A 17,916-nucleotide genomic window follows, 5' to 3' on the forward strand; every position below is an offset into this window, starting at 1 on the left:
TTTAGATTGATCACATATTTATTAGAATTGGTATTCCTAAACGTATTGCACTTCTATGATCTCAAAACCAACATTACCTTTTGGTGTAGCAATGTTTACTTCATCATCAACTTCTTTACCGATAAGGCCACGTGCAATTGGTGAATTAACAGAAATTAAATTATTTTTAATATCAGCTTCATCATCACCTACTACTTTATAGGTTACTTCATCATCAGTTTCTACATTTACGATAGTTACTGTTGTACCAAAAATCACTTTACCGGTATTAGGCATTTTAGTGACATCAATTACTTGAACATTTGATAACTTAGCTTCAATTTCTTGAATTCGACCTTCACAGAAACCTTGCTCTTCACGTGCAGCGTGATATTCAGCATTTTCTTTTAAATCGCCATGTTCACGCGCTTCTGCGATATCAGCTACAATTCTTGGGCGCTTTACAGTTTTAAGTTCAACAAGCTCTTCACGTAAAAGTAATTCGCCTTGAACTGTCATTGGTATTTTTTGCATAAACTTGTCCATTTTTTATAACAAAAAACCTGAAATTCAACTTTCAGGTTATTTGAATTATGCCTTTAAAATGAAAAATAAAGGCATATTTGTTTTACTCTAGGAGCTTATTTTATTCTTTTGTGCAGTTCTTGTACCGAAGTAACAACAGATCTGTCATCAGCAGCATTTGCTCTACAGTTAGCAAAAGCAGCATTAAGCGTCGTAGTATAGTTTGTTTTATGTTGCAATGCACCACGACGAAGTACTTTAGAGTCTTCGATAGCCTGACGGCCTTCAGTCGTATTTACAATATAGCTATACTCTTCATTCTTAATGCGGTCAAGAATATGAGGACGACCCTCAAATACTTTATTCACATGACGAACTTCAATGCCTGCAGCTTCGATTGCTTTTGCTGTACCGCCAGTTGCATCTAAATCAAAACCTAAGTCTTTCATGATGCGCGCTAGTTCAACAATACGCTTTTTATCTGCATTACGTACAGATAATAACGCACGACCGCCACGAGGTAATACGTTGCTTGCGCCTAACTGTGCTTTAGCAAATGCTTCAGCAAAGTTATCACCTACACCCATAACTTCACCCGTTGAACGCATTTCTGGTCCACGGATTGGGTCAACACCTAAGAATTTAGCGAAAGGAAGTACTACTTCTTTTACGCTGTAATATGGTGGAATGATTTCGCCTGCGATACCTTGCGACTCTAAAGATTGACCAGCCATACAACGTGCTGCTACTTTAGCTAATTCCATGCCTGTTGCTTTTGAAACAAACGGTACTGTACGTGCCGCACGTGGATTAACTTCAATTAAGTACACTTCGCCATCTTTAACAGCAAACTGTGTATTCATTAAACCAACAACACCTAACTCAAGTGCCATACGTGTTACTTGATCACGCATTACATCTTGAATTTGTGGGCTTAAAGTATATGGTGGTAATGAACATGCTGAGTCACCTGAGTGAACACCCGCTTGTTCGATATGTTCCATAATACCGCCAATAACAACTTTCTCTCCGTCACAAATTGCATCTACATCAATTTCTATTGCATCATCAAGGAAACGGTCAAGTAATACTGGCGCTTCGTTTGATGCAGAAACAGCTTCTGTCATGTAACGACGTAAATCAGCTTCATCATATACGATTTCCATCGCACGACCACCTAGTACATACGAAGGACGTACTACTAGTGGAAAACCAATTTCAGCTGATTTAGCAATTGCTTCTTCAGTTGAAGTCACAGTCGCATTTTCAGGCTGTAATAAGTCTAAACGCTCAACCATTTGTTGGAAACGTTCACGGTCTTCAGCACGGTCGATTGCATCTGGAGAAGTACCAATGATAGGCACACCATTCGCTTCAAGTTCACGCGCTAATTTAAGGGGCGTCTGACCACCGTATTGTACGATAACGCCTTTAGGCTTTTCGATACGAACGATTTCAAGTACATCTTCTAATGTAATTGGTTCGAAGTATAAACGATCTGAAGTATCGTAATCGGTAGAAACCGTTTCAGGGTTACAGTTAACCATGATAGTTTCGTAACCATCTTCACGCATTGCTAATGCAGCATGAACACAACAGTAATCAAATTCGATACCTTGACCAATACGGTTAGGACCACCACCAATTACCATTATTTTATCTTTATCTGATGGGTTTGCTTCACATTCTTCATCGTAAGATGAGTACATGTAAGCAGTATCTGAGCTAAATTCTGCAGCACAAGTATCAACACGCTTGTATACAGGTGTAATATCTAATTGGTAGCGTTTTTTACGAATTTCAGCTTCAGATACACCTGCGATTTGGGCGATACGCGAATCAGCAAAACCTTTACGCTTTAATTTACGTAAAAACGCCTTGTTTAAACCAGCCATGCCAGTTTCAGAGATAGTCGCTTCATCTTTGATGATATCTTCCATTTGAACTAAGTACCAAAGATCAACTTTAGTTAGTTCAAAAATCTCTTCGATGCTCATACCTGAACGCATTGCATCAGCAATGTACCAGATGCGCTCTGCGCCTGGTTCACGTAGTTCATGAATGATTTTAGCTTTTGCATTTGAATCAGCTAAGTCAACGATAGGTGTTAAACCATTTGCGCCAACTTCAAGACCACGAAGTGCTTTTTGTAAAGACTCTTGGAAGTTACGGCCAATCGCCATTACTTCACCAACTGATTTCATTTGCGTAGTTAAACGATCGTTAGCGCCTGCAAATTTCTCAAAGTTGAAACGTGGTAATTTAGTGACAACGTAATCGATTGAAGGCTCAAATGATGCTGGTGTTTTACCACCTGTAATATCATTTTGTAATTCGTCAAGCGTATAACCGATTGCTAATTTAGCAGCGATTTTAGCAATTGGGAAACCCGTTGCTTTTGATGCAAGTGCAGAAGAACGTGATACACGTGGATTCATTTCGATGATAACCATACGGCCATCTTCAGGATTAACACCAAACTGTACGTTTGAACCACCTGTTTCAACACCAATTTCACGTAGTACTGCTAAAGAAGCATTACGCATAATTTGGTATTCTTTATCTGTCAGAGTTTGTGCCGGCGCTACTGTGATTGAATCACCAGTATGAACACCCATAGGGTCAAAGTTTTCAATTGCACATACGATGATACAGTTGTCGTTTTTATCACGAACAACTTCCATCTCATACTCTTTCCAACCAATTAATGATTCATCGATCAATAATTCACTTGTTGGTGATAAATCTAAACCACGAGTACAGATTTCTTCAAATTCTTCCATATTGTAAGCAACACCACCACCGGTGCCGCCCATAGTGAAAGATGGACGAATGATACAAGGGAAACCAATACGCGTATTGATATCTTTTGCTTCTTCCATTGAGTGTGCAATTTCAGCTACTGGACATTCAAGACCAATATTTTTCATTGCCGCATCGAAACGCTCACGGTTTTCAGCTTTATCAATTGCATCCGCTGTCGCACCAATCATTTCTACGTTGTACTTTTCAAGTACACCGTGTTTTTCTAAATCAAGCGCACAGTTTAGCGCAGTCTGACCACCCATAGTAGGTAATACAGCACATGGCTTTTCTTTAGCGATAATTTTTTCAACAACTTCCCAGTGAATTGGCTCGATGTATGTTGCATCAGCCATTTCTGGGTCTGTCATTATTGTTGCAGGGTTAGAGTTAACTAAGATAACTCTGTAACCTTCTTCTCTTAATGCTTTACATGCTTGTGCGCCAGAGTAATCAAACTCACAGGCTTGACCAATTACAATTGGACCTGCACCTAAGATAAGTATGCTTTTTAAGTCGGAACGTTTTGGCATTATTCTCTATTTCCTAAAGTATCAGTCTTAAATTATTGTTTACGAGCTTGCATTAAGTCGATGAAATGGTTAAATAATGGCGCAGCATCATGAGGACCAGGACTTGCTTCTGGGTGTCCTTGGAAGCTAAATGCAGGCTTATCTATACGATGAATACCTTGCAATGTGCCATCAAATAAAGATTTATGTGTTGCACGTAAGTTTTCAGGAAGATTCTCTTCTTCAACTGCAAAACCATGATTTTGTGCAGTGATCATCACAACATTTTTATCTAAATCTTTAACTGGGTGGTTACCACCGTGGTGACCGAATTTCATTTTGCTTGTTTTAGCACCTGAAGCTAAAGCTAATAATTGGTGACCTAAACAGATACCAAATACCGGGATTTCAGTTTCTAAAAAGCTTTGAATTGCTTCAATTGCATATGTACACGGCTCTGGATCACCAGGTCCATTTGATAAGAAGATACCGTCTGGATTTAATGCTAATACATCAGCAGCAGATGTTTGTGCTGGTACAACCGTTAATTTACAACCACGGTCAACTAACATACGTAATATGTTACGTTTAACACCGAAGTCATAAGCCACTACGTGAAATTTTGTGTCTTCTTCAGAAAGTGTTTTAAAACCACTACCTAATGTCCAGCTTGACTCAGTCCATTGATAATTTTCAGCTGTTGTTACTACTTTTGCTAAATCCATTCCTTTAAGACCTGGGAATGACTTTGCTGCTTCCAATGCTTTTTCTTCATCGATATCACCAGCGATAATACAGCCGTTTTGCGCACCTTTATCACGTAAAATACGTGTAAGTTTACGTGTATCGATATCAGCAATACCTAAAATATTGCGTTGTCTTAAGTATTCATCTAATGACTGTTCATTACGAAAATTACTTGCTAATAAAGGTAAATCACGAATTACTAAACCTTTAGCCCAGATTTTATTCGCTTCTTCATCTTCGCTATTAGTACCTGTGTTACCGATATGTGGGTAAGTTAAAGTAATAATTTGTTCCGCGTATGATGGATCAGTCAGGATTTCCTGATAGCCCGTCATAGACGTATTAAATACTACTTCTCCAACTGAAATACCTTCAGCACCAATAGCAGTACCGCGAAATACTGTACCGTCTTCTAAAACTAACAAAGCGGGTTTAGTCAAGTTAACCTCCTAACAGGGAAATATCCGTTGTGAAAACTGACGATTCACAACACATATAAAGCATTTAAAGACACATAAAACAAAAATTTGGCAAATCCGACGTATTTTAGAATAAAAACCGCAAAAGGTCTAATTAAAAATGATAAAAAACCCAAAATAGACGTTTCGAACAAAAAAAGGCATTAAAGCCTTATAAAAAACAGTTTACTGTGTCAAACCTAGCACATCTTGCATAGTATAAAGTCCAACTGGTTGATTTTTTAACCATGCCGCAGCCCTTACAGCACCTTGTGCAAAGGTAATGCGCGAACTTGCTTTGTGAGTTAATTCAAGTCTTTCGCCCATAGTTGCGAAATAAGCCGTATGTTCACCAACTATGTCACCAGCTCGGACCACTGAATACCCTATTTCATTTTGGCCTTTTTCAACTTCATCCTGACTTCTGTCATATTTTGCGACTTCATTATGATCCCAGCCTTTTGCATCTGCAATAGACTCACCTATCGCTAACGCAGTACCTGATGGCGCATCAATTTTATGTCTGTGGTGCGCTTCAAATATTTCTATATCTACTGATTCACCTAAAGTCGTCGCGGCTGTTTTTACTAAATTAAGTAAAACATTAATGCCCACACTATAATTACGTGAAAAAACAATTGGAATTTCTTTACTTGCCTGTTCAAGTTCAACCATTTCGTCAGGAGTAAGACCTGTCGTACCAATAACCATAGCCGTTTTGTTTTTTATTGCATCCGCTAAATGCTTTTTTAAGCCTTGTGGTAGTGTAAAGTCTATTAGCACATCAAGGTTGTCATCTGCTGTATTTTCATCTTGCAGTATTATATTACCCTTAGCGCCCAAAACAGTTGCACTTAAGTCTTTGCCAATATGCTCAGAACCCGAACGGCAAAAAGCTGTTACCTCACTATGTTGATCTTTTGAAACAACTTCTAATAAAGCTTGGCCCATGCGACCATTTGCGCCAAAAATTCCAATTTGATTCATTTATTATTTCCATTGTATTTTGATGGGTAATATTTTACCCGTTTATAAATTTCCCGGCTAGAGTCTATTAATATTAGAGGTAAACAAATCTCATGCTTGAAATATCCTTTTGCCAATTATTTCAAGCTAGTCTAACAAGATTTGATTGACAAAACATCTAGACGTCTATACATTTCCACATCCAAATTTTATATTATGTGCTTCCTTTTCTTTGTTTCGCTTGAAATCTCAAACAAATTCAGTAAACAATAGGAAAACAATAATAATTGATAGGCTGTTTATGCAACTTGATTACAACAAAACGCAAGCTAAGTTATCTTTGCTTCCTTTATTAATATTTGTCAGTCTATTTTTAGGTACTGGACTTTATTTACAAGCTAATGGCGTTGATTATGCTTTTTATCAACTACCTGCTCCTGTTGCAATTTTACCCGCTATTTTACTTGCGTTTTTTCTTAACAAAAAAACAATCAATTCATCTGTTGAAACTTTTGTTCAAGGCGCTGGGCACAGTAATATTATTACCATGTGTTTAATTTATTTATTAGCGGGTGCATTTTCTACTGTTGCTGGTGCAACTGGTGGGGTTGACGCTATTGTTAATGCAGGACTTGATGTCATACCTGCAGCACTTTTACTGCCCGGTTTATTTTTAATTTCAGGTATTATTGCAACTGCTATGGGTACCTCGATGGGTACAATTGGTGCAATTGGGCCAATTGCTTATGCTGTATCAGTTAAGACTGGTATCGACCCTTCTTTAGTAGCAGGCACAGTGATATCTGGTGCTATATTTGGTGATAACCTGTCAATTATTTCTGATACAACAATTGCGGCAACAAAAACACAAGGGTGTGAAATGAAAGATAAATTTAAAGAAAATTTATCTATTTCTGTTCCTGCGGCTATTTTAACCATTACTTTGCTCTTTATTCTGAGTCCACAATCTCAGGCAATTGATATTCAAGACTATGATTTACTCTTAGTATTACCATATGCATTTATTCTGATATTAGCTGTAATGGGTTTTAATGTCTTTGCAGTGTTAATTAGCGGTATTTTATTTGCTGCACTGATTGGTTTTACAGGAGATTATGAGGCCGGCACTTTTGTAAAAGATATTTATAAAGGCTTTACGAGCATGCAAGAAATATTTCTATTATCTATGTTGATAGGTGGGTTATCAGAGTTTATTCGCATTAATGGTGGTTTAGATTATATTGCCAAAAAGATTCAAGGTGTGACTAAGGTAATAGCTAAATATAACCGACAAGTTGCTGACCAATTTGGTATTGCAGCTTTAGTTTTTGCTTCTAATTTATGTATAGCAAATAACACTGTTGCCATTATTGTTTCTGGTCCTATCGCTAAAAAACTAGCGCAAGACGGTGACGTAAGCGCGAAACGCTCTGCCAGTTTACTTGATATTTTTGCGTGTGTAGTTCAAGGAATATTACCTTATGGTGCTCAAGCATTGTTATTAGGTGCTACATTTGGATTATCGCCATGGGAGGTTTCAACTTCCGCATATTACTGCTTTATATTAGCGATTACTGCCATTGTAGTTATTTGTTTTAGAAGTAACAAAAAAGCTTAAAACACAGTTTAAAATAAGCAGTCATACTGAAACTTAAAAAGAGCATAATACCTGCTCTTTTTTTATTTACTAATATTTAAAATAATGAATTTAGTTATGTGGCTTAAACAGCCAGATCCGCATTATTGATATCAATTTTTCAAAATCAATTGGTTTACTTAAGTATTCAGACGCACCTGAATTAAAGCATTTCTCCCTATCTTCAGGCATGATTTTAGCTGTCAGTGCAATAATAGGCACTTGCTTGTAACGTTTCATTTTACGAATTTTTTCCGTCGCTTCAAAGCCATCCATTACAGGCATCATAGTATCCATTAAAATAAGCTCAAACGGTTGTTCTTGCACGAGTAAATCTAAAGCTTCTTGACCATTATTTGCCATTTCAACATCAAATCCCAAATCAAATAATTTTTTTGATAGTGCATAGGTATTTCTCATGTCGTCATCAACTAATAAAACTCTACGATCTTTTAGCATTTCATTTTCATTATGCAGACGTTGAATAACATTGTGATCTTCTTTTTGCAATTGTGAATCAATATTGTGTAAAAACAAAGAAACATCATCAAGTAGTCGCTCTGTACTTCCATCACCTTTAATAACAACTGAAGCTGAGTACTTTAATAATTGTATCTCTTCATCATTGCTAATATCTTTATCCGTATAAATAATAACGGGAGGCAAGGTTAAGTTTTTAACTTCACTGACTCGCTTAAGCACTTCAAGGCCATTGATATCTGGCAGTACTAAATCAAGAATGAGGCAGTCATAATTTCCTGAAATAATCTCTTTACATGCTTTTTCACCCGAATCAATACACTTTATATCTATATCAGTCTTCTCTAATAATTTTTGTGTCGCTTGTAAGTTGTCCTTCTCTGGGCCAATGAACAGAATATTATTTACTTTATTTTGGTTAATATCTGAGATTTTTTCAAAGATCTGCTTTATTTGTATTTCATTTACAGGTTTAGTTAATAATCCTATCGCACCATGTTGTAACAGTTGATGCTCATTATCATGGTGTGCTGATATTATTTCGACAGGGATGTGTCGGGTTTTTAAACTAAATTTCAACTGCTCTAACACTTGCTCGCCATCAATATCTGGTAATCTCATATCTAAAATAATGCCATGAGGTGCAAAATGTTGAGCAAGGTATATTCCGCTTCGGCCATCACCAGCTACAAGACATTTAAACCCTTCTTTATTTGCAAAATCTCGCAATATTTTTGCAAAGTTAGCATCGTCATCAATGATCAGTAAACATTTATCAATCTCATTAATATTCTTTCGGTCATCGCTAATAAAGCTCGGTAAATCCTCTTCATTTTTATATCCTTTTAATAACGGCGGTTCTATTTTTTCGATATCAATATTTTTTATTACTTGTTCTTTTGCAAGCGATGGTGCTTCCGATTTTTCTGATTTTAAAGGTAAAAATAATGTAAAACAGCTGCCTTGTTCTTCTTCACTGGAGAGTTGAATTTCACCCTTTAACAATTTTGCCAATTCGCGGGCAATCGTTAAACCTAGCCCTGTGCCACCGTATTTTCGAGTGATAGAGCCGTCTTGCTGTTGAAAAGCTTCAAATATATCTTTTAATTTATCTTCAGGGATACCTATACCTGTATCACTAATTTCAAATGCTAAACTTGTTTGCGGCTGTAAGTTTAAAGCTTTAAATTTAATATCCGCATCTGGTTTAAAGATAGATAAAGTAACAGAACCTGTTTGTGTAAACTTAAGCGCATTTGATAATAAATTACGAAGAATTTGTTCTAGCCTTTGGCCATCGCTATGGAAGATTTTAGGAATAGCATCATCTAGTTTAATAATAAACTCCAGATTTTTATCTTTTGCAATCGGTAAAAACATCACTTTTAAATTAGAAACAAGGGAATTCAAACTCAATTTTTCATTGTGTATTGTTAACTTCCCAGCCTCTACTTTAGACAAATCCAAAATATCATTAATTAAACTTAATAAATTCATACCGCCACGATGTATTATATTTGCATCTTCAACTTCTAAATCATCTAAATGATTATTTTTATTTTCTGCTAAACTTTTAGCTAATAACAAGAGGCTATTAAGTGGTGTCCTTAACTCATGGCTCATATTTGCTAAAAATTCTGATTTATATTTACTGGCTAAAGCTAATTCTTTTGCTTTAATTGTTAAATCTTTTTGTGATGCCTCTACCACTTCTTTTTGACGCTTTAACATTGCTTGCTTATTAAGTAATTCTTCGTTTGATACTCTTAACTCTTCACTTTGTTGTGTTAACTCCTCCTCAGATTTTTTTAATAGCTGAGTTTGTTCTAATAAATCATCATTTGAGCTTCTGAGTTCTTCTTGTTGTACTTTTAATTCTTCGGACTGGCTTTGAGTTTCACCTAATAACTGCTTCGTTTTTTGTTGGCTAAATATGTTATTAATAATCACAGCTGTATTATTAGCAACTTGCTCTAACATGGTTTTATTCAAAGGGGTAAATTCTTGAAATGATGCCAACTCAATCACGCCAATCACATTTTTTTCAAATAACATTGGAATAACCAAAATATTGAGCGGCTCAGCTTCACCTAGACCGGAATTAATTTGGATATAATTGACTGGAGCTTGTGTTAATAAAATAGATTTCTTTTCTTTAGCACATTGACCTACTAAGCCCTCTCCTATGGTGATTTTTGATTGTACTCTTTTACGTTTTTCAAAAGCATAACTCCCCATAAGCTCTAAATAAGGCTCCGAATCATCAAGATGACTAATATATAACACACCAAATCCTGCATTTATCATTTCAGCTAACTTTGAGATAATATTATCTGCTAATAGTTGCAACTCCGTTGCCCCCTGAGACAGCTCTGTAATAGCTGAAATTTGTGATTTCAGTAAGGTCTGTTGTTTTAAGTCCTGATTAGATTGCTGAAGTAATGCCTCACTCTTCATCATTGTATTGTTTCGTTCTAAAATTTGATTCTTCATTTCATTTAAAGCAATAACCAAACGGTCTTGGTCACTTTTCTTAATAATCTCTACACTAAAATCACCATCGGCAATCGCATCAGCTTGATCTGCAGCATCATTTAATGAGTCAGTCATTGAGTTAAATGCAATGGCAAGTTTTCCTAATTCATCCGTTCTATCTGAAGGGAGTTTTTGATTAAGATCACCTTTGGCTATTTTATCTACCACGGCCATCATTTCAATTACTGGCGTTCTAATTGAACGAATAACAAATAGGGCTGTAAACAAACCCAAAACAAAAATAATTCCACCAGCTAATAAAGAATAATACTGACCTTCTTTGGTTTTTAACAAGGTATTCGCAAGGGTTACCTCTGAGGTCTTTAAAGTCGATGTTGCTATTGCTATTAAAACAGGTTCCATTTTATGGGCTGCATCACGTAAATTAGCGATATACTCAAGTGATTTTTTTTCTTCTGATACTAAGCTAGAAAAAGCCGTTTCATAACTATTGAGGTACTGTATTAATTTAATTTCATGCTGTTTATGAACACTTGAGGCAGCTATTCTTTGTTTTAGCATGACAATTGCGTCATGAGTTTTTACAATGAAATTTGGGTTTCTATGTAGTAGATAATCTTTTTCACTATTTCTAATCTCTAATATCAAGGCTTCAGCATTAGGAATAAAGACCTGATTTATGGCTCCTTCCATGTCATGCGCTAATTTTCGAATATTTTCATATTCTTGAACTGCAGTATTACCTTTACTAGCAAGATATGATTTAAAAGTTAATTCATATTGCTTTAATGCCTTCTGCTGCTCTTTTTTAGACTGCTCCTGCACGGGACTCACTAAAAGCAAGTTTTGATAGTTAACGATAGTACTTAATAAACTTTGTTTATATTTTTCATCTTTGGTTCTTACAAAGTCCTTTTCCCAACGGCGCATTAATAAGTATTCTTGAAAAAGCTCTGCGATATTATGGCCGTCTAATGTTTTAGCTAATAATGATGCTTGTTCATGAAAATGCCCTTGAATACCTGAATTTTGATTTAAGCCCATTACTTGTTTGCTGGTAACCAGCTTATTAAAATTATCAATATAACCATCAGCATTACGCCGTAATAATTCGACTGAGTTTATGACCTCAGGGCGATCTGCTTGCCATGCTAATTTATAAAGAGAATCGATTGCATAATAAAGTTTGAGCGCTTCATCTTCATGTTTTGATACATAAGACATGTCATCACGCAAAATAAAATCTTTTTCTCTACGCCTTAATTCTAATAATGAAATATGAATTTTGGATACTTGATCTGTGATCGCAAAATCTTTATTGATCAAATTTTGATAGCTTTTTTGTGTAAAGGTCGTCGTGGAGTTATCAAATAAAATGATCCCCAAAAGCATAAAAATTAAAATTCCAAAGCCCACTCCCAGCTTTTTACCAATGGCAGCATTACTAAGTAGCATATATTTCCTTTAATCTAAAATTAAACAAGCACTCATTAAGAGTAGTTTATTTTTACAGCTTGAAGGATTGATTATTAGCTGTTTTTACTTTTTAAAATACAAAGTCCAATATTTATTTAGCTAACTAAATCAGAGTGAATATTCATTTTAAAGAGACATTTTATAGACACCTAATTATCTATTATCAAAGCTATTATAAAAGATGACTTATTTGGTTTTAGATGAATAAATATTATTTTGGTGGCTTACTTCTTTTTGTACCGTTTTCATCAGTAGCGATGTTTAACCTTATAGAGGAATATGATCTAAAAACTCAGATTGACACTGACCATGTAACTATTACTTATGCAGGTTGGACTTATCATTTAAGTAGCAGAAACAGAAATCAAGATAATTATATTTGGGGAATAAAATATAAAGGATATGAAGTATCTACTATGATAAACAGCTTTGATAATCGCTCTTACGTTTTGTCATATCATAAACAATGGCATTATAATGATTGGATTGATGTCGGTTATAGACTTGGGGGGATCACTGGCTATACAAAAGAAGAAAATAGCGTTCAACTTTTTGGCATAACCCCGCTTATATCTCCAACAATTAATTTTCACTACAAAAGTTTTGGTATAGAAACTGCTATTCAAACTGATGTGTTTATTTTTTCTCTTAATTATACATTTTAAATAAAAAAAGGCGTATATCTGATACGCCTTCATATATTATTCATAAAAATAATTTATATTTTACAACCAGGTTTTAAACCTGATTGTGATGCAGCATTTTTGAATTTCATTGCATCTGGCATTCTTGCTCTAAGTTCACTGATACGACTTGTTGGTGCTGGGTGAGTAGATAAAAATTCTGGTGTAGCACCACTTCCTGCCTTTGCCATATTTTGCCATAAAGTCACTGACTCTTTTGGATTAAATCCCGCTTTAGCCATTAAATCTAAACCTACATTATCGGCTTCAGTTTCATGTGTTCTGCTAAATGGTAAAACAACGCCATATTGTGCGCCTACACCTAAAGCTGACATGATTTGAGCTTGATATTTTACATTTTGAGTTTGTAAAACAGCGTTTGTTGCCTGCATACCGTATTGTAGTAAGTTACCTTGTGATGCACGCTCATTTGAATGCTCAGCAATCACATGCCCTACTTCATGGCCTAATACAGTTGCTAATTGATCTTGGTTTGTCGCTATTTTCAATAAACCTGTATGAACACCTATTTTACCACCAGGTAGTGCAAATGCATTTGCGGAATCATCTTCAAATACAACGACTTCCCACTGTTGAGCCGCATATTTTTTTGGTAATACAGAAATGACATTATCAGCAACACACTGCACATAACGGTTTACTTTTTTATCTGAGTTAATAGGCTTTTGATCTTTTAACTGATTAAAGCTTTGTACACCCATAGTATTCATTTCACTATCTGAATATAAAGCAATTTGTGTTCTGCCAGTCGGCGATGTTTTACATCCTGCTAGCGCTGTTAATGTCACTAGCGCAATAACTGTTTTTTTCATCAAATAATTCCATCATTAAACCAATTCTGCTGCTATTTTAAATCAGTTTAAAGATTCGGTATATACTGTATTGAAAAAACACACATATACCCAAACTGCCTCACGATGCAGAAATGGTTACTCCCTTTAAAAAGTTAGAACGTAGAGAGTTAAGTTCCTGTGAAAGGCCTAAAAGGTTGGTTTAAAATCGATTTATTCAGCGTTATTGATTTTGATAAGGGAACGATTATTCACTACAACCAATGCCTTGTCTAAATCGTTTTTAATTCCAACTGAAACTCGCATCTTGAAGTAGCTTAGTTATAAATACAATTAAAAACTAATTTTATCTACTATCTTTAAATATCGAAGAGTATGATACGCGATCTCAACTTTCTTTCTCAGTAAGAAGCTCAAATGAATGATGTTTTTAATAAGCGAATATTACTACCTTTATTCGCAAGCATAGTTGCAATTACGCCACTGGCGATTGATATGTATTTACCTGCAATGCTAATCATGAGCCAAGATTTAAATACACCTATCAGTAATATTCAAATGTCTTTAAGTATTTATTTAGCGGGTTATGCCTTAGGAATGTTATTTTTCGGCCCGCTAGCCGATCAATTTGGTAGACGAAAACTTGCAGTGATTGGGTTAAGCGGATTTTGCATTAGCTCTTTGGTATTAGCCTTAACGCGACAAATAGAAGTGTTTTTTATTTTTAGAGCCATACAAGCATTTACCGGCGCTGCGGCAACCGTTGTTGTTCCTGGCGTTATTCGCTACATATATCAAAAAGATACCGCTAAAGGCATGTCTTATGTCTCAATGATCATGATGATTGCCCCATTAATAGCACCCACAATAGGCAGTGTTTTAATGGGTTACTGGCATTGGTCGAGTATCTTTATTGTTTTAGCACTCTATAGCCTAATAATCTTATTATTAGTCACAAAATTTTTTATTGAAATTCCGATTTCTAAATCCGATAAAAAAGGTATTCGTCTTTTCCTTGATAGCTACTCAGCTGTATTTAGTAATAAAAAAGCGCGTTTAGATATTACCACTTCAGTATTGGCTTCATTTGCTTTCTTTTGTTTTTTAACGTCAGCACCGTTTATATATTTAGATTATTTTCAAGTATCAGAAAGTCGCTTCGGTTTTTTATTTGCCTTTAATGTTCTTGCACTTATGCTTGGTAACTTCTTAAATACTCGGCTAGTGCCCAAGGTGGGTTCTCGTAAAATGTTACATGCAGGATTATTACTAGCGGTGATATCAGCAAGCCTATTATTTACAACCAGTATTTTAGATTCTGGCCTTTATTATACTATTACAGTACTTGCACCATTGATGATGAGCTTAGGCATTATGGCAAGTAATTCAGATGCGCTAGTATTATTACGATTCGAAGAGAAATCAGGCACAGCAACGGCCGTGATTGGCACATTGCGATTTGGAATTGGTGCCTTAGCAGGGCCTTTACTTGCACTATTTTGGGTTAAAAATACTTTGCCATTTTCATCTTTGATGTTAACAGCTGTAATATTAATTGTATTATGCCAACTTAAAATAAGGCTCAATGAGCAGCGAGATTTATCAAAAGAATAACTAAGTATTAAAAAAGGGTCTAACTTTATAAAGTTAAACCCTTTTTTAGTTTTTAAACAGCTAAAGTATTATTCAGCTGCTTTAGAAACCATAACCATAGCTGGACGTAATAAACGACCGCTTAAAGTATAACCTTTTTGCATTACTGCAATAACGGTATTTGGTGCGACATCAGCACTTGGTTGCATTGACATTGCTTGATGGAATTCAGGGTTAAATGTTTCACCTTGTGGATCTACTACTTCAACACCAAACTTTTTAACTGCATCAACAAAGCTTTTAGAGGTCATATCAATGCCTTCGATTAATGGCTTTAATGCTTCGTTTTCTTTATCTGCAAATTCAATCGCGCGGTCTAAGTTATCAACTACTGGCAATAACTCATTTACGAATTTTTCAAGTGCAAATTTATGTGCTTTTTCAATATCTAATGCTGCACGGCGACGTGCATTATCAACATCAGCAGCTGCACGTACTACGCTATCTTTTTGATTAGCGATAGTTTCAGTTTGATTAGCAATCGTTTGCTTTGCTTCTTCTAACTCAGCATATAAAGCTGCAATCTCTGCTTCAGGGCTTTGCTCTAAAGAAGCTTCTTGCTCAGTAGTTTCAACTTGTTCTAATACTACTTCTTCAGTGTTTTCTACTTCAGGTGAAGTCTGGTTTGACTGCTCAGACATTAATGTTCTCCGATTGTAATTCTATTGTGCATAATTTGCATTTGGCAAAATTTATAATACTAAGATGGGGATTGAAAATATAGTTTCAAGTATAATTTAAAAATTATTTTAAGCGTTAACAGCTATCTCATCAAATATGGCAAATTCATTTATAATTGCTTCAATTTCAGCAGAGCTTTCACACATAATTGTAAAGCGACTTTGATAATATTGCTGTGAAAAATAAGGAATACTGATTAAAAATAACCCATCAAAACCCGAATAAGGCAAGTCATCCCCACAAATAATTGATATACCTTGTTTTAACGCTAACTTATCTTCGACATAATTTAATAATGGAGAGCCAATTAAAGGCTGCTCAGATTGCTTTATATGATTGAATAAATAACTATCCCCTACAACAATGCAATCTTCATCCCCTAATTTCTCGGCTAATGCACGGGTCCACTGAGCCAAAGAACCATGACAAAACATAGGCGCTGTATTTGCCATTGCTTGCATTCTTTTTAATCCTTCGGCGAGTGTTTGTTGCCCAAATACCATGTTTAACCATGAATTAAATTGAATTCTAATCTCTTCATTAGCTTCCAGTGGTTTTGTTATTTTTATATTTTGGCTTTGACCTTGTCTATCTATTAATAAAATCAGCCAGTGGGTTTTATCAAAGTCTAATACTTCAACACGAAATACAGTTTGTGAAATTTTTTGCGGTAAACCGGCAAAAACACACACTTGATATTTTTGGCTGATCAAATGAGAAAACTCAATTAATGTTTCTTGATTTGGCTGCCAAAAAGTCGCAACTTCAGATAACGAAAAAAATTCATCAAACCAATATTGATACCCTTTTTTGGTTGGTATACGACCAGCAGAGGTATGAGGTGAATAAATATAACCAAGCTTCTCTAAGCGCGCCATAGCGTTTCTGACTGTAGCAGAACACATAGACATGCCTTTTTGCTTGACTATTCTTGATGAGGCAATCGCTGTTCCTTCACCATCACAGTAAAGACTCATTATTGCTGTAAATATTTGTTGATCACGGGCACTTAACTTCATACTCAAAGATATGGGGCAAGAACATTTGATTTCAAGAGGTGTTTTTAACTTAACGTTTCTATATACTTAAAACTCAGTTATATACCCAATAATTTGTAGATGAATTATGAAACAAAAATTTAAAAAAATAGGCTTAATTGGTAAACCTAACCATGATGGCGCTAATTCTACTTTACAAAGCCTGCATTCTTTCCTTTTAGCCTTAGGCTGTGAAGTACTAATAGAAAAAAGAGCGGGTCAACAAATGCCAATCGAAGATAAAAAATTGGTTGATGTTGTAGAGATTGGTAAATTATGTGATCTGGCGATAGTTGTGGGTGGTGATGGTAATATGCTGGGTGCAGCAAGAGTACTATCTCGCTTTGATATTGCCGTGATTGGTGTAAATAGAGGTAACTTAGGGTTTTTAACTGACTTAAACCCCGAATCTTTTCAAGGTGCATTAGAGCAAGTTATCAGCGGCGAATATCGTGAAGAAAATCGTTTTTTATTAGAAGTAGAAGTTTACCGACATGAAAAATTAAAAAGTTCAAACTCGGCTGTAAACGAAGCGGTGTTGCATGCTGATAAAGTGGCACATATGATAGAGTTTGAAGCTTTTATTAATAATGACTTTGTATTTTCACAACGCTCTGATGGCTTAATTATATCGACTCCTACAGGCTCTACAGCCTACTCTCTTTCAGGAGGTGGTCCAATTTTAACGCCTGACATAAATGCGATGGCGTTAGTGCCCATGTTCCCACATACGCTATCAAGCAGACCTTTAGTAGTAGATGCCCAAAGTGAAATACGTTTAAAATTAAGTTTAAACAATGACGATAATTTACAAGTCAGTTGTGACAGTCATATTGTACTTGCTGTTATGCCAGGTGATGAGATTGTCATTAAAAAAGGAGACTCTCCACTGAGATTAGTACACCCAAAAGATTATTCTTATTATAATGTACTAAGAAAAAAACTAAATTGGGGTAACCCTTTGTATTAACGT

The 17,916-nt window shown here is 35.5% G+C and carries 12 protein-coding genes; 4 read left to right on the top strand and 8 right to left on the bottom strand.

Features of this window, described 5'->3' with window-relative positions; all coding sequences use genetic code 11:
* Positions 1-36: 36 nt before the first annotated feature.
* From greA to dapB, 4 genes are all read right to left on the bottom strand, one after another.
* Positions 37-513 (bottom strand): transcription elongation factor GreA, encoded by a 477-nt coding sequence (gene greA / locus KO527_RS16895; RefSeq protein WP_042148798.1) that lies wholly within the window; start codon positions 511-513, stop codon positions 37-39.
* Between the two features lie 107 nt (positions 514-620).
* A complete protein-coding gene (gene carB, locus KO527_RS16900) occupies positions 621-3,839 on the bottom strand; it encodes a carbamoyl-phosphate synthase large subunit (RefSeq protein WP_216041466.1) in 3,219 nt (1,072 codons plus the stop codon).
* A 32-nt stretch (positions 3,840-3,871) separates the two neighbouring features.
* The gene (carA, locus tag KO527_RS16905) at positions 3,872-5,005 is read right to left on the bottom strand and encodes a glutamine-hydrolyzing carbamoyl-phosphate synthase small subunit (protein ID WP_216041467.1); all 1,134 of its coding nucleotides are present in this window, start codon (positions 5,003-5,005) and stop codon (positions 3,872-3,874) included.
* Positions 5,006-5,209: 204 nt separating this feature from the next.
* Entirely contained in the window at positions 5,210-6,010 is an 801-nt protein-coding gene (gene dapB / locus KO527_RS16910) for a 4-hydroxy-tetrahydrodipicolinate reductase (RefSeq protein ID WP_216041468.1), read from the bottom strand.
* A gap of 280 nt (positions 6,011-6,290) precedes the next feature.
* Between dapB and KO527_RS16915 the strand changes: the two genes are divergently transcribed.
* Positions 6,291-7,607, top strand: coding sequence for a Na+/H+ antiporter NhaC family protein (locus KO527_RS16915; protein WP_216041469.1), 1,317 nt, complete (start codon positions 6,291-6,293; stop codon positions 7,605-7,607).
* A 90-nt stretch (positions 7,608-7,697) separates the two neighbouring features.
* On the opposite strand, the gene KO527_RS16920 is transcribed toward KO527_RS16915, so the two are convergent.
* Positions 7,698-12,056: a response regulator gene (locus KO527_RS16920; protein WP_252733827.1), complete on the bottom strand. Its 4,359-nt coding sequence runs from the start codon at positions 12,054-12,056 to the stop codon at positions 7,698-7,700.
* 221 nt (positions 12,057-12,277) lie between these two features.
* Here KO527_RS16920 and KO527_RS26020 point away from each other — a divergent pair, with 221 nt between their 5' ends.
* Positions 12,278-12,742 carry a hypothetical protein gene (locus tag KO527_RS26020; RefSeq protein ID WP_252733829.1) on the top strand — a complete coding sequence of 155 codons (465 nt, stop codon included), beginning with the start codon at positions 12,278-12,280 and terminating at the stop codon, positions 12,740-12,742.
* 53 nt (positions 12,743-12,795) lie between these two features.
* Here KO527_RS26020 and KO527_RS16930 read toward each other — a convergent pair whose 3' ends face one another.
* Positions 12,796-13,593 (bottom strand): M48 family metallopeptidase, encoded by a 798-nt coding sequence (locus KO527_RS16930; protein WP_216041470.1) that lies wholly within the window; start codon positions 13,591-13,593, stop codon positions 12,796-12,798.
* Positions 13,594-13,989: 396 nt separating this feature from the next.
* On the opposite strand from KO527_RS16930, the gene KO527_RS16935 reads away from it, so the two are divergent.
* Positions 13,990-15,186 (top strand): multidrug effflux MFS transporter, encoded by a 1,197-nt coding sequence (locus KO527_RS16935; protein WP_216041471.1) that lies wholly within the window; start codon positions 13,990-13,992, stop codon positions 15,184-15,186.
* A 68-nt stretch (positions 15,187-15,254) separates the two neighbouring features.
* Here the strand turns inward: KO527_RS16935 and grpE are convergent, their stop codons facing one another.
* Together grpE and KO527_RS16945 are read right to left on the bottom strand one after the other, a co-directional pair.
* Positions 15,255-15,866: a nucleotide exchange factor GrpE gene (grpE, locus tag KO527_RS16940; protein WP_216041472.1), complete on the bottom strand. Its 612-nt coding sequence runs from the start codon at positions 15,864-15,866 to the stop codon at positions 15,255-15,257.
* Between the two features lie 108 nt (positions 15,867-15,974).
* Positions 15,975-16,925, bottom strand: a complete 951-nt coding sequence (locus KO527_RS16945; RefSeq protein WP_216041473.1) for an HrcA family transcriptional regulator — start codon at positions 16,923-16,925, stop codon at positions 15,975-15,977.
* A 106-nt stretch (positions 16,926-17,031) separates the two neighbouring features.
* On the opposite strand from KO527_RS16945, the gene nadK reads away from it, so the two are divergent.
* Positions 17,032-17,913, top strand: a complete 882-nt coding sequence (gene nadK, locus KO527_RS16950; RefSeq protein WP_042148775.1) for an NAD(+) kinase — start codon at positions 17,032-17,034, stop codon at positions 17,911-17,913.
* Positions 17,914-17,916: the final 3 nt, after the last annotated feature.

Origin of the sequence: Pseudoalteromonas sp. C2R02, assembly GCF_018860845.1 — a bacterium.
Taxonomy (GTDB): Bacteria; Pseudomonadota; Gammaproteobacteria; order Enterobacterales; family Alteromonadaceae; genus Pseudoalteromonas.